At 61.7% G+C, this 13,890-nt stretch carries 13 protein-coding genes; 3 read left to right on the forward strand and 10 right to left on the reverse strand.

Annotated features, from left to right (window positions below; genetic code table 11):
• Positions 1 to 13: 13 nt before the first annotated feature.
• From WA928_RS00330 to WA928_RS00375, 10 genes are read right to left on the reverse strand one after another with little or no spacing between them, the layout of a single operon-like run.
• Positions 14 to 739: a 2-phosphosulfolactate phosphatase gene (locus tag WA928_RS00330; RefSeq protein ID WP_424298171.1), complete on the reverse strand. Its 726-nt coding sequence runs from the start codon at positions 737 to 739 to the stop codon at positions 14 to 16.
• Entirely contained in the window at positions 736 to 2,226 is a 1,491-nt protein-coding gene (locus WA928_RS00335) for a phosphotransferase (protein ID WP_424298173.1), read from the reverse strand. The genes WA928_RS00330 and WA928_RS00335 overlap by 4 nt, the downstream gene beginning before the upstream one ends.
• Before the next feature lie 31 nt (positions 2,227 to 2,257).
• The gene (locus tag WA928_RS00340; RefSeq protein ID WP_424298175.1) at positions 2,258 to 3,031 is read right to left on the reverse strand and encodes an SDR family NAD(P)-dependent oxidoreductase; all 774 of its coding nucleotides are present in this window, start codon (positions 3,029 to 3,031) and stop codon (positions 2,258 to 2,260) included.
• Positions 3,032 to 3,040: 9 nt separating this feature from the next.
• On the reverse strand, positions 3,041 to 4,255 hold the full coding sequence (locus WA928_RS00345) for an acyl-CoA dehydrogenase family protein (RefSeq protein ID WP_424298177.1): 1,215 nt from the start codon (positions 4,253 to 4,255) through the stop codon (positions 3,041 to 3,043).
• A 20-nt stretch (positions 4,256 to 4,275) separates the two neighbouring features.
• Positions 4,276 to 5,532 (reverse strand): acetyl-CoA acetyltransferase, encoded by a 1,257-nt coding sequence (locus WA928_RS00350; protein ID WP_424298179.1) that lies wholly within the window; start codon positions 5,530 to 5,532, stop codon positions 4,276 to 4,278.
• Position 5,533: 1 nt separating this feature from the next.
• Entirely contained in the window at positions 5,534 to 6,277 is a 744-nt protein-coding gene (locus WA928_RS00355; protein WP_424298181.1) for an ABC transporter ATP-binding protein, read from the reverse strand.
• A complete protein-coding gene (locus WA928_RS00360; protein ID WP_424298232.1) occupies positions 6,268 to 7,029 on the reverse strand; it encodes an ABC transporter ATP-binding protein in 762 nt (253 codons plus the stop codon). Before WA928_RS00360 ends, WA928_RS00355 begins: the two co-directional genes overlap by 10 nt.
• Positions 7,030 to 7,040: 11 nt before the next feature.
• Entirely contained in the window at positions 7,041 to 8,282 is a 1,242-nt protein-coding gene (locus WA928_RS00365; protein WP_424298183.1) for a branched-chain amino acid ABC transporter permease, read from the reverse strand.
• Position 8,283: 1 nt separating this feature from the next.
• Complete coding sequence (locus WA928_RS00370; protein ID WP_424298185.1) at positions 8,284 to 9,228, reverse strand: branched-chain amino acid ABC transporter permease; 945 nt, start codon at positions 9,226 to 9,228, stop codon at positions 8,284 to 8,286.
• Between the two features lie 37 nt (positions 9,229 to 9,265).
• Complete coding sequence (locus WA928_RS00375) at positions 9,266 to 10,507, reverse strand: branched-chain amino acid ABC transporter substrate-binding protein (RefSeq protein WP_424298187.1); 1,242 nt, start codon at positions 10,505 to 10,507, stop codon at positions 9,266 to 9,268.
• Positions 10,508 to 10,740: 233 nt separating this feature from the next.
• On the opposite strand from WA928_RS00375, the gene WA928_RS00380 reads away from it, so the two are divergent.
• Genes WA928_RS00380 through WA928_RS00390 form a run of 3 tightly spaced genes read left to right on the forward strand, consistent with a single transcriptional unit; the run spans position 10,741 to position 13,890 of the window.
• Positions 10,741 to 11,532, forward strand: a complete 792-nt coding sequence (locus WA928_RS00380; protein ID WP_424298189.1) for an SDR family NAD(P)-dependent oxidoreductase — start codon at positions 10,741 to 10,743, stop codon at positions 11,530 to 11,532.
• Between the two features lie 7 nt (positions 11,533 to 11,539).
• Positions 11,540 to 13,204 carry a class I adenylate-forming enzyme family protein gene (locus tag WA928_RS00385; RefSeq protein ID WP_424298191.1) on the forward strand — a complete coding sequence of 555 codons (1,665 nt, stop codon included), beginning with the start codon at positions 11,540 to 11,542 and terminating at the stop codon, positions 13,202 to 13,204.
• Positions 13,201 to 13,890: a TetR/AcrR family transcriptional regulator gene (locus WA928_RS00390; RefSeq protein ID WP_350380991.1), complete on the forward strand. Its 690-nt coding sequence runs from the start codon at positions 13,201 to 13,203 to the stop codon at positions 13,888 to 13,890. Before WA928_RS00385 ends, WA928_RS00390 begins: the two co-directional genes overlap by 4 nt.

The raw sequence follows: 13,890 nt of genomic DNA on the forward strand, positions 1-13,890 counted from the left end.
GCATGGGGGCTGCTTATCCGATGTCCCGCACTTCGCCGTCTATAAATTGGGGTACCACCGTGCTGCAGTCCAGCTGGCTGACGTAGTCCAGGCTTGCGGCCATGCCGCGCTCAAGCATCAACTGGCCCAGCCGCGCAGCGCGGATCACATCGCGCGGCGTGCGGTCATTCCATACCATTTCGGCCGCCAGCGCGGCGTCGCTGCATATAAAAGAATGGTTTGATGCTTCTTGCAGGCATTGGATCAAATACCCGGCGCCGTAAAAATCTTCCAGGCTGAAGCGCCCAAGCGACCCCGAGCAGATAAGAACGATATCCTCGGATTCGGTGTGCTTGATCACGTGGCGGGCGACGGCGCGGCCGTTTCTCAGGCTGGCCGCATAGACTTGCGAGAAGAACGCCGCCCGGCGCAGGGCCACCGTCCCGTTGCTGGTGGCGTACACCACGTCGCGCCCCCGCACCTGGGCCCCCGAGAGCGCCAGTGGGTCGTAGCTCAGGCACCCCGGAAAAGGATCAGCGTTTTTCTCGCCGGCAATCACCCACTGCCCCTCAGGCAGGCGTGCGCTGATCTGCTGGGCCTCGGCGAAGTCCAGTGCCGGCAGGATGCGCCGGGCACCGGCATCCAGTGCGGCGGTGATGGAGCTGCTGGCAAAAATAATGTCCAGCACAATGGCGCAGGCCTCGGCGTGGCGGCTGCCTTGCAGGGCTTCTTTGTGCAATACCACATGGATTTTTCTCATGAAGCAGCCTTGGCGCTTTGTGCGGATGGTACGCGCCGTGGATTGCTGAGCGACAGCTTCAGGTTCACCAGCGTATCCAGCATGTTCAGCAGTCCGGGTGTGCCGGCTGCCGTGTAGCGTCCGTCCCGGATATCCTGGACAAGGCGCCCGATACCCGCGTCGGGCTGTCCGCCTCCTTGTGCCTGGTAAAACGCCTGGATCGCGGCATGCTGTGCAGCAGCCGCCATGTCTCCGGTGGCCTGTTCGCGGATGGCAATGCCCAAGGCGTTGGCAATCATGAGGGCGTTGTAGTGCTGATCCTGCGGCAGTGCCGGCAACAGCTCGGCCAGCAAAAGCGCCCGGGCCACCTTGAGCAGCGCACCGGCATCCGGCTGGTCGCGATAAGGATCCAGGGGCTGTGGCCCGGTGGCAGGCGTACCCGTGGCAGTGCCCGGATCCACAGGCGTCGGGGTGTCTTTTGCGATACCCGTCAGCTCGCGCAATTGCAGGATCAGGTCTTGCTGGATCTCGGGCACCATGCGCCCGGTAAGAGCCAGCTCAAGGGATTCCTGTTGGCCCGACCGATGCCGGTAGGATTGCTCCAGTGCCAGCACCGCCCAGCGCACGATGGCCATGAGTTCCCAGTAGGCCAGGCGCCCCGGATCAATCTTGTGGCCGGATACGCTTTCGTAGCCGGCGAACAGGTCTTCCTTGCTGCCCACGCCGCCCGCTTCGCGGTCGGGCCGGCCAAAGCGCCAGCATCGCGCGCACATCCAGCCCAGGTCTTCGTAGGGGTCGCTCCAGGAGGCAAACTCCCAGTCGAGGATGGCCGTCAGGCGGCCCTCAGCCACCAGATAGTTGCCTGTCCGAAAGTCGGAGTGGCACAGCACCAGGTCTTGCTGCGCCGGGCGGTGGTCTGCCAGGTACTGCAGGCCAAGTTCAATGGCAGGGTGGGGTTCTTCAAACCGGTTCAGCAGCTGTCGGCATGCCTCGATCTGTGTCTGTGCGGGGTCTGGCCCGGGCGCTGCCAGAAACGGCAGGCGGCCAGGTGTGTACTGGATGGCATGCAGGCGGGCCAGGTTGCTGCCCAGGTCGTGCATCAGCTGTTGGCGCTGAGAGGCCGTCAGGGCATCGTCCTTGACCAAGGCCCTGGCGTTTGCGGTGCCTTCGGCCCAATCCATGATGTAAAAGGCGGGTCCCGCCGCGCTTTTGTCCGCGTTCAGCCACCGAGGCTGCGGTGCGCTGACGCCCACCTCGCAGGCCGCGCGCAGGATCTCGAATTCGTGCGCCCGGCTCAGGCTGACCGACAGCGCAACCGGGGCGTCGCTGCGCACCACAAAGCGATGCTCGCCGGGCAGGCTGCCGCCCGTCATCCGGACATGCAGCCCGTGGTTTTCCTGGACGGCACCGCCCGCCAGCGACCGGTATTCCAGTGTTTCGACGTGGTCGGCGCCGGTTTTTTGCCGGATGAAGTCCAGCAGGTGTTCGGGGGTGTCGATCTCTGACATGCGGCTGTGTTTCCTAAGGCGTGTTGCGAGACTACAAAGTGGATTGCAGGTGTCCCCCGTCCACGACGAGCGTGCTTCCCGTCATGAACGCGCTTTCGTCGCTGGCCAGCAGCAACAGGGGCGCCCGAAGGTCTTCGACCAGGCCCAGGCGCCGCATGGGAATCCGGCGCAGGATGGACTCGCCCTGAGGGGTCTCAAAGAAGCTTTCGTTCATGGGTGTCTGGATGTAGCCAGGTGCCAGGGCATTGACGCGGATGCCGTGCCGGGCCCATTCCAGTGCCAGGCAGCGGGTCATTTGCTCAAGCCCAGCCTTGGCCACGGCATAGGGCATCACGGCACCCGAGACGCGGTGCCCCAGGATGGACGTGATCTGAATGATCGAACCCGGCTTGCCCGCGGCCACCAGGCGCTTTGCGGCGGCCTGCGAGACCAGCCAGCATCCGGTGAGGTTGGTGCCCAGCACGTGATTCCAGTCTGACAGGCTGACATCCAGTGCCGCCTGGGTGGTGGCCACGCCTGCGTTGCAGACGACGATGTCGGCAAGCAGGCCCCAGCCGGCCATTTGTTCAAACGCGTCATGTACGCTTTGTTCTTGCGTCACGTCCATCACCAGCGCATGTGCGGTGCCGCCCTTTTGGGTGATCTCGTCGGCTATTGCTTGCAGGGGTTTCAACTGGCGGCTGGCCAGCACCACCGTGGCGCCGCACTCTGCAAGCATGTGGGCAAAGCCGCTGCCCAGGGCACCCGAGGCGCCGGTTACCAGGGCAGTGCGGCCGCGCAGGTTGTGGGAGTGGAGGTCGCTCATTTTTATCCTTTACTCAACGTTTGCAAGCTGCTTTTGCTGCTCGTGCCGTGCTTGCGTCGCCCGCTTGATCTTCTTGGCCAGCGACCACTTGTGCACTTCGGTTGGGCCATCGTAGACGCGAAAGGCGCGGGTCTCGCGAAAGATCTGCTCGACCACTGTATTTTGCGACAGGCCCAGGCCGCCCATGGTCTGCACGCAGCGATCGGCCACGCGAAAGAGCGTTTCTGCCACCGAGGCCTTGGTCATCGAGCTTTCGGTGGTGGCCATGCTGCCTGCGTCCAGCTCGCGTGCGCACCAGTCAATCATCAGTGCCGCCTGCTGCAGGTCGATCTGGTTATCCGCCAGCATAAACCCAACGCCTTCGTGGTCGATCAGCAGCTTCCCAAAGGCGCGTCGGGTGACTGCATAATCGCTGGCGATTTCATGTGCGCGCACCGCCGCGCCAAACCAGCGCATGCAGTGGGACAGCCGGGCCGGCGAAAGCCGCACCTGGGCGTAGCGAAACCCTTCGTGGATCTCGCCCAGGATGTTGTGGCTGGGGACTCGCAGCCCATTGATTTTCACCAGGGCGTGACCGCCCGGCATCGAGCTGTCCAAGGTATTGATGAGGCATTCGATCTGGATGGCGGGGTTGGGGAGATCCACCAGAAACATGGTGGCCCGGGTTTTGTCGCCACCGCCGGTGCGCGCCATGATGATGCCCACCTGGGCGCCATCGGCACCGGTAATAAAGGCCTTGCGCCCGTTGATGACCCAGTCATTGCCGTCCTGGACGGCTGTGGTCAGCAGCATCGAGGGGTCGGATCCGGCGCCGCCGTCCTCGGCGGGTTCGGTCATGAAAAATGCCGAGCGTGCATGCCCGGAAACAATGCGATCGAGGAAATGCTTCTTTTGCTCGGAATTGGCGACCTTGCCCAGCAGGAACATATTGCCTTCGTCGGGCGCCATGGTGTTCAGGGCAACCGGCCCCAGGGGCGAGAGCCCCGAGCGCTTCAGGATGGCCGCTGTCTCCAGCTGTGTCAGGTGCTGTCCATTGGTCAGAATATGCGGCGTCATGACGCCGGCCGCCCGGGCCTGCTCGCGAAGCTGCGAAACCAGGGCCTCCGCGGGCCCGTGCGAGGTGTTGCGCAATTCTTTCTCGCGGGGGATGACGATCTCGCGGACAAACGCCTCGACGCGCTCGCCAATCTGCTGGCTGCGCTCGCTCGGATAGGGTGTGAACATGATCGGTTTCCTTCTTCGGCTTAACTGCCTTGGGACACGACAAACGAGGCAATGGTGGTTGCCGAGCCGCCGATGTTCAGGATACCTGCGCGTTTGGCACCGGGTACCTGGCAATCACCGGCGCGGCCGGTGACCTGGGCCTGCGCGTCAAGCATCATGCGCACGCCGGTGGCGCCAACCGGATGGCCCAGCCCGATCAGACCGCCCGAGGGGTTGATGGGCAGGCGGCCATCGGCCGCGATGGTGCCGTCCTCGATTGCCTTCCAGCTTTCTCCTGGGGCGGTAATGCCAAAGCTGTCGATGGCGGCGTACTCGGTCATGGCAAAGCAGTCGTGGGTTTCGATGAGATCGAGGTCAAAGGGCGAGTGAATCCCGGCACGCCCGAAGCTGTCCTGAATGCATTGATGCACGTGGGGCAAGACAAAGGGGCTGTCTGCGCCTTCTGCAATCTTGGCCGAGAACCGCATGGGCGCCGTCCGGTGGCCCCAGCCGTCGATGCGTGCAAGCTCGCTGAGCGACTTGCCGTGGCGTTGTGCGTATTCGTGTGCACGTGCTTCCGAGGCAAGAAAGACAACCGCTGCGCCATCGGTCACCTGGCCACAATCGTTGCGGCGTACATGGCCTTCGATCACCGGGTTCAGCGTATCGTCGGTGGTAAAGGCGCCTGGCTCGAACGTCCACTTGCGCGTCTGCGCGTTGGGGTTGCGTTTGGCATTGGCGTAGTTGATGCGGGCGATTTCGCCCAGGTGGCGGTAATCGAGCTCGCCATAGCGCTGGGAGTACGTCTGGTAAAGATCCGAGAACGCCCGTGGCCACAGATATTTTGCGTCCGTCCACTCAACGCCTGCCACGGCGGCTGCACCCAGGTGTCGGGCGGCGTCTTCGCCCGACACATTGCGCATCATCTCCACGCCCAGCACGCAGATGAGGTCGTAGCGCCCCGCTTCGATTTCGGCCATGGCCGCCAGCATTGCCATGGATCCGGAGGCGCAGGCAGCTTCGTGGCGCATGGTGGGTATGCCCGAGAGCGCTGGATCCATTTCTGCCACCATGCCGCCCAGCTGGCCTTGCCCGCAAAAGAGTTCGGCCACAAAATTGCCCACATGCACGGATTCGATGTCGCGACACTCGAGCCCGGTGGCGTCCAGACCGGTGAAGAGGGCCTCCTTCATCATGTCCTCGATGCCGAGCCCCTCGCGATGCCAGTTGCGGGCGAAGTCCGTCTGGGCGCCTCCCAGGACATAGATGTTGCGTTTCTCTTGAGTCTGTGTAGACATATCAAACCTCCAACCAGGATTTCCGGATATCAGGGGCGTTGCGCAATGCCTCTGGTGTGCCTTCGAACATCACGCGGCCGTGGCCCATGACGTACACGCGGTGCGCAATGCGCATGGCAATCGTGAGTTTTTGTTCAACCAGCAGCACGGCAACGCCGCGATGTGCGATGGATTGCAGCAAGTCGCCCACTTGCTGGACGATCAGAGGGGCGAGGCCCTCCGTGGGCTCGTCCACGATCAGCAGATCCGGCCCGCTCATCAGTGCGCGGCAGATCGACAGCATCTGCTGTTCGCCGCCCGACAGAAGCTCTGCCGATGTATCCGCCCTGCGCTGCAGGGAGGGAAAGAGCTCGTAGGCGCCTTGTAACGTCCAGGGGTGTTGTGCCGCCCCGTGGACGCCAAGCAGCAGGTTCTGTTCAACCGTCAAGCCGGGAAACACCGCGCGTTCTTCGGGGACATAGCCAATCCCGGCATGGGCGATCTGATGGGGCTTGTTGGCCACGGATTCATGGCCGTTGATCCGGATGGAGCCGGAGCGGGTGGCAATCCCCATGATGGCCTTGCAGAGGGTGGATCGACCCACGCCGTTGCGGCCCAGCATGGCGACAATCTCGCCGCGCCGAACCGTCATGTCCACGCCGTCCAGGATGTGGCTCAGTCCGTACCAGGCGTGTACGCCTTTCAGTTCGAGCAGGGCAGGGCCGGGTACCGGGGCCTTGGTTGCCTGGGCGGTGGCTAGCTGCATGCTTCTGTCCCCAAGTAAGCTTCCTGCACCCGGACGTCGTTTCTGACGGCCTCGGGAGTGCCCGAGGCCAGGAGTTCTCCGTAGACCAGGACGGAGATGCGATCAGCCAGGCTGAAGACAACACCCATGTCGTGCTCTACCATGACAACCGTCCGGCCCTGGGCAATTGTTTGCAGAAAGTCTGAAAATTGTCCGATCTCGTTGTGGTTCATGCCTGCCATGGGCTCGTCGAGCAACAGCACCTTGGCGTCGCCGGCAATGGTCATCCCGACTTCCAGGGCGCGCTGCTCGGCATAGGATAGATTGCCGGCGATCTCGTCGCGCCGGTGTTTCAGCCCGATGTCGTGCAACAGGCCGTCGACCTTCTCGGTAATGGCCTGATAGTGGTCGGCGGGCCGCAAGAAGCGATAGCCCGCGCCCATCTTGCCCAGCACGGCACAGCGGAAATTCTCGAACACACTCATGCTGGGGAAAATGTTGGTGATCTGAAACGATCGGGACAGCCCAAGGCCGTTGATGATCCGTGGCGACAGGCCTGAGATATCACGCTCATCCAGCAAAATGCTGCCCGAGGTGGGGGCCACGCGCCCGGAAATCAGATTGAACAGGGTAGATTTGCCTGCGCCGTTGGGCCCGATGATGACGTGGAACTCGCCAGATGGTACGAATAGATCCACGCCCTTGATGATTTCGACGTTGCCGAAGGATTTCCGCACCTGCCGCAGGGTCAGGCTGGGGGGTGCGGACGTCATGGGATCAGGTTTCACGAGTGCGCCTCCTGGGTCATGGCCTGGATCTGCCGGGCGGCCTGGCGGCGCTTGGTTTGCCAGAGCATCCCCGCGCTGAGAGCCAACAGCGCCAGTGCCAGCAGCCAGTTGGCGGCAGAAAAGATGTCGAAGGGCAGGCCGGCAAGCATCAGCGGCTCGGTGGGGTCAAAGGCGTTGGCGTGATGATTGCTCATCTCGATGACCAGGATCCCGCCCAGACATCCTGGTAGCAACATCAGGAACCAGTATGCGCCGCGCAGCAGCGTGGGGCCCAGGCCGTTGCGCCGTACAGTTGGCGGGATGGCTGCGAAAAGGCTCCAGATGCCCTTGGGTGCAAACAGGACGATCACCACAAACAGCAGCCCGTAGTACGACAGCCAGGCTTCGGTGTAGCGCGACAGATTGGATTCGAGCAGCGTCACCAGCGCCGCACCCAGAACGGGGCCAAAGACAAATGAAGTGCCGCCCAGGTAGGTGGCAATCAGCACGTCGGCCGAGGTCCGCAGGCCAAAGATGTCCGAGTTTGAAATTTCGAATAGCAGGGCAAACAGGCCACCGGCCACCCCGGCGAATGCGCCGGAAAGGCAGAACTGCATGTAGCGGATACGGAACGGGCTGTAGCCCAGGAATACCACGCGTTCCTGGTTGTCGCGCACGGCATTGGCCAGCCGCCCCAACGGTGTGCGGGTCAGGTAGGCCATTGCCGCAATCGCCAGACAGGCCCAGACAAGAATCAGCCAGTACAGGTTTTCTGCGCGGCCATAGTTCAGGCCTGTGAGGGTCAGGTCGACCATCCGGTCGGTTGAGATGCCTTGTTCGCCGCCAAACGCGGACGGAAACACCATGGCGGCCACGGCGACCAGTTCTGCAATGCCCAGCGTAATCATGGCAAAAGCAATCTGGCCGCTCTTGACCGAGACCGGGCCCAGCACCAGCGCGGCAATCAGGCCGCCCAGCCCCGCGCCCAGCGGCACAAGCTCCAGGGGCAGGGGCAGGCCCCCGGATCCGATTCCATTGGTCATGTAAAGCGCGGTGAAGACACCGGCGCCAAAGTAGACGGCATGTCCAAAGGACAGGAGGCCCGTGTGCCCAAGCAGCATGTTGTAGGACATGGCAAAGCTGGCGGCCACCAGCACTTGCGCAACCATCAACACGGTGTATCGGGATCCGAAGATGGGCGGCAAAATCAGCAGCAGCAAGACGATTGCCAGCCCGATGAGAGGAAGAGTCCGTTTCATGTCATCCGCTCCGTTTACCCAGCAGGCCGCGTGGCCGGATCGTCATCAGCACAACCATCAAAAGATAGGGCATGACTGGTGCCAGGCGTGCTGGGGATAGTGTCCAGATCTCATGAAAGGGCCCGTCGTAGGCAGGGATGCCGCTGCTGAGCAGCACATCGGCCAGCGTAAAGTCGAACGACACCATCAGGGTTTGCAGCACACCAATCAGCAAAGAGGCCAGCAGCGCCCCCACCATGGAACCCAGGCCGCCCACCACCACGATGACAAACAGGATCACAACCATCTGGTGCGCCATGCCGGGTTCTGTGACAAGATAGTTGCCACCCACCACGCCGGCCAGGCCCGCCAGGGCAACCCCGCCGCCAAAGAAGAACATGAACAGGCGCGGCACGTTGTGGCCCAGCGCCCACAAGACATCAGGCTGGTTGAGTGCAGCCTGGATCAGAAGGCCGATCCGGGTGCGGCGCAGGACGTAGTACAGCGCCAGGAAAACCACCACGGCAACCATGAACATGAAGCCGCGATAGGCCGAGAATGCGGTGTTGCCGATCACAAAAAGCGGGAAATCCAGCGCAGCAGGGATGGTGTAGGGAACCGGCTGGCGCCCCCACACCATGCGCACGATTTCCTCAAGGAGATAGGCAAGTCCAAACGTAAACAGCAGCTCTGCAACGTGGCCGTGCTTATGCACCACGCGCAGGCCATAGCGTTCTACCAGCCCGCCCAGCACCGCCGTGAGTAGCGGCGCCACGAAAAGCGCCACCCAGAATGAGCTGTGCAGCCCGATCTGGAATGCAAAGTAGGCGCCCAGCATGTAGAAGCTGCCATGGGCGAAGTTAAGCACGCCCATGAGGCTGAAAATCAGCGTCAGCCCGCTGGCCAGCATGAACAGCAGCATGCCGTACAGCAGTCCGTTGATGATGGAGAACGCGAGAGTGTCCACCTTGGCTCCTTGAGACGATATCCGGGCGCAGCCCGATTCAGGCCGGTTGTTCCACCTTGCAGGTGGAGTCGTCCTTCAGGTCTTTGGCGAGTGTCTCGGACACGGTTTTCCAGCCGATTCCGGTGTTTTCGGAGTCGTAGCGGATGTCCTTGTCTGTGAATACCGAGACAAACAGCGGATGCATCAACTGGTGATCGGTGGAGCGCATGAACATGTCGCCGGTGACGCCGGAGAAGCGGGCATTGGCCAGCGCCTGTGCAACGTCGGCGGGTTTTGCCGACCCGGCCTGATTGATGGCCGCGCCAAGCATCTGCATCTGCACCACGATCTGGTAGTAGTAGAGATCATCGTCGTACTTTTGCTTGAACGTGGCAATCAGTTCCTCGGCCTTCTTTGAATGTTTCTCGACGGCGATTTCCGGGTGCCAGGGCGCTGCATCATAGATGCGCCCGATACCACCCTTGCCGATGGCCGTAGGTGTGCCGAAGGTGCCCGCGTACTGTGTAAAGAGCTTGGCCTTCAGGCCGGCGTCGTTGGCCGCTTTAACCAGTAGCGTCAGGTCGGAGCCAAAGTTGCCCGTGATCACAGCATCGGCCCCGGAGGCCTGGATCTTGGCGATGTAGGGGGTGAAATCCTTGACCTTGCCCACCGGGTGGAATTCATCGCCCACGATTTCGATGTCAGGGCGTTTGGCCGCCAGCATCTGCTTGGTGTACTTGCTGACTTCGTGCCCGTGGCCGTAGTCTTGCCCGATGATGTAGACCTTGTGGATGTCTTTGTCTGATGCGATGCGATCGGTGAGCGCGTCTTGCTTCATCCCCGAGTGCGCTTCGAAGCGAAACGTGTAGAAGTTGCAGTGGTCGCGTGTGATGGACGGATCTGCCGAGCCATAATTGAGATACAGCACCGGGTCGTCGGGATTGCGCCGGTTGTATTTCATCACCGCGTCTTCAACGGCCAGGGCAATACCCGAGTTGGTTGCCTGCGTAACGATGCGGATGCCTTGGTCGATGGCGTCCTGCAAGGCGGTTACGGCGTCTTTGGCGTTGGCCTTGTTATCAAAGCGGATGACTTCCAGTTGTGTGCCCTTGAGCACACCGCCGTCTGCATTGACGAGATCTGCCCCAAACTGGACGTGTTTGCCGTTAACGGCACCCACGTTGGCAAATGCGCCGGAAAACGGATCGATGTGTGCGATCCGGATGTTGTCAGCCTGGGATGCCGACCACGGCAAGAGGCTGGCGACCAGCGCGAGACTAAAAAATACGTGTTTTTTCATGATGCTCCTCCGGGTGTCTGGCGCACGGCGTGTGGCCAGGGACTGTGCTGCAGGATCCGACCTTCGCTCGTGGTCTTGTCTGGATTCTATCAAAATTTGTACGAGCGTTCAAAAACAGAAAGGCTATTAGGCCATATATTCCTGTGTAAATGTGTTAGTCATAGGGAAATTACCGATTTTTTGGCATAATAGTGCTGATACGGTAAAAATATGCCATAAAACGAGGAGTATTTATGAGACAGTCGTCCAATATTTCGGATGAGAAGGCCCAGCAGTCGTCTGTCAGCGCGGTGGTCACGGGGGCAGGTTCGGGCCTGGGATATGCCTGCTGCCAGTCGCTGCTGGCGCGCGGCTACCGGGTAACCGCAGTGGATTTGAACCTGGATGCCTGGGGCGATGGCGCAGAAAACCTGGTGTGCGAAGCAGCCGATGTGGCATCGGCTGCCGATGCCGAGCGCATCTTGCAAGAACATGCCGAGCGCTGGGGTGCGCCGGGTGTGCTGGTCAATTGCGCGGGTGTCGCGGCACCCGGCGCAACGCTTCGCCCGGATGGCCCCATGGCGTTGGATGAGTTTCGGCGCGTCCTCGAAATCAATACGGTGGGCACCTTCAATTATCTGCGGGTAGCGGCGCGGCACATGCAGGGCGGGCCCGCCGACGCAGACGGACAGCGTGGCGTGATCGTCAACACCAGCTCGGTGGCTGCCTTTGACGGCATGGTGGGCCAGGCTGCCTATTCGGCTTCAAAGGGCGCGGTGGCTGCGATGACCTTGCCACTTGCCCGGGAACTGGGAAAATACGGGATCCGGGTGGTTGCGATTGCGCCCGGGGTGTTCTCGACGCCCATGGTGCACGGAATGAAGGAAAAGGCACGCGACATCGTCAGCGCCTTGCGGCCACCCTTTCCAGATCGCCTCGGGCATCCGGACGAGTTCGCCGCCATGGTTCTTTCCATCGTCGACCAACATCTGCTCAATGGTGTGGTGATCCGCCTGGATGGCGGTATTCGCCTCCCTCCACGCTAAGGAAACCATGATGATTGAATCCCGCGAGTCCTACGCGCCCCGGATTGAAGGTGGGCGCTTCGTGGTGGACCCTGCCATCAACACCGTGAAATCCGAGCTGCACTTTGGCAACCAGGTGGTTCGCTGCCTGGCCCGCCGCCCGCAGCGCTTCGACGAACTGCTGCGCATCGCCTCGCGCGAGACGCCGGATCGCGAGGCCCTGAAATGCCAGGATGAAAGCCTTGATTACCGCGCTTTTGGTGACTGGGCCGACCGCATTGCGCATGGCCTGGAAAACGCGGGGATCGGCGTCGGCGACCGTGTGGGCGTGTTTCTGGGCAACGGGCTGCCGTTTCTCATCGCCATGATGGGCGTGGTGCGCCGAGGCGCCATCGCGGTGCCGCTGAGCGCAAAAATGAGTGCGGCCGAGCTGGCCTACGTGCTGAACCACTGCGAGGCAGCAGCGCTGATTTCGGAGACAGACCTGCAAAGCCGCATGCCATCTGCTGATGAGATCCCATCAGTGCGCAAGCATTGGTGCGTCAACAGCCCGGAAGGCCGGCTGGGTGATCTGGGGGAGCATTTTCCTGGGGTTAAGCAGCCGTTTCCGGAAACCGGCGAGGAAGACGACACCATCCTGCTGTTTTATACCTCGGGAACAACCGGGCGCCCCAAGGGGGCGTGCATCACCAACCTGAACATCGTGCATTCGGCCCTGCAGTATGCCTACGGCATCGACCTGCAAACCAACCAGAGGGGTTTGCTGGCGATTCCTGGATCCCATATTTCGGGCTTCATGGCGCTGTTCATCAATGTCCTGAGTTCTTGCGGGTGTACGGTGATTTTGCGCCGGTACGACACCACCACCGTGCTGCGTACCTTGCTTGAGGAACACATTACCTTTACCGTTTTTGTCCCGGCCATCTACCATCTGATCCTGATGCATCCCGACTTCCGCCCAGATCAGATGGGCGAGTGGCGTACCGGCATTTACGGTGGCGGTATCATGGCGCCGGCCACTGTCTCGCGCATGAGCGACCTTCTGCCGCAGTTGCAGTTGATCAACGCCTATGGCGCCACGGAAACCTCGTCCCCGGTCTCGATCATGCCGGCCTGGGCCAGCCGCGAGCGGCCGGCGTCAATCGGTTTGCTTGTCCAGTGTGGTGAAGCCCTGATCATGGATGAGGCGGGCGTGGAATTGCCCACCGGAGAGATTGGCGAGCTCTGGATCCGGGGGCCCATGGTGGTGCCCCGCTACTGGAACGACCCCGCCCAGACCGTGGCCAACTTCAAAAGCGGCTACTGGAAAACCGGGGATGTCGTCAGCATGGATGCGGAAGGCTATCTGTACATCCATGATCGCAAAAAGGACATGATCAATCGCGGCGGCTACAAGATCTTCAGTGCCGAGGTCGAGAACGCCGCCTTGTCGATCAAGGGCGTCATGGAAGCGGCGGCGGTGGCCGTGCCTGACGATGTCATGGGCGAGCGCGTCTGTCTTTGCCTGCGCACCGAGCCCGGAGAGGACAACGAGCAGCACATCAGGGGTGAACTTGCCCGCCTGCTTGCGGATTACAAACGGCCGGAGTTCTATATCATTGGCACTGAACCGCTGCCGCGCAACGCCAATGGAAAAATCACGAAGGCGCCGCTGGTTGAGGCGGCACGACAATTCGTAGGACAGCGGCAGTGACCCCTAAAGACGCTTCTGCAAATATCCAGACCCATACCAGCCCAGACGAGCCGCGTCAGCGGCGCAGTCTGGTGACGCGTGCAAAGATCATCGAGGCGGCCGAGCGCCTGTTTGCCCACCGCTCGTTCACTTCGGTGTCGATGCGCGAGATCACCAGCGAGGCCAATGTCGCCCTGGCGGCGGCCCACTACCATTTTGGCAACAAGGAAGACCTCTTCAAGGCGGTTTTTCTGCAGCGTGCGCGCGAACTCAACAAAGAGCGCTTCGAGTTGCTGAACCAGGCCACACTGGCGGCACAGGGCCGGGTAGTGCCCTTGCGGGCGGTGCTTGATGCCCTGCTGCGTCCGGGTGTGCGCTGGTCTTTCGATGCGGGCGGGCGTGGCCTGTTTGTGCAGTTTCTAGAGCGTGGACACCTGGATCGGGATTCACCGATCTACGATGTGCTGCACCATGACACCTCGCACCTGAAGCGCTTCATCCCTTATCTGCAAGCTGTCTTGCCCGAGCTCACCCTCGAGGAAATCTACTGGCGGCTGCATTTCTCGTTGGGTGCGCTGCATTACACCATCACCAGCCTGAGCCGGCTGAATTCTCTGTCCGAAGGCATCTGCCACACCGAGAGCTTCGAGGAAACCCTGGACCGCATGATCCAGTACGTCGAAGCCGGCTTTCGCCTGGCGCCCTGA

It is taken from the genome of Castellaniella sp. (genome assembly GCF_049651205.1).
Classification (GTDB): Bacteria; Pseudomonadota; Gammaproteobacteria; order Burkholderiales; family Burkholderiaceae_B; genus Castellaniella.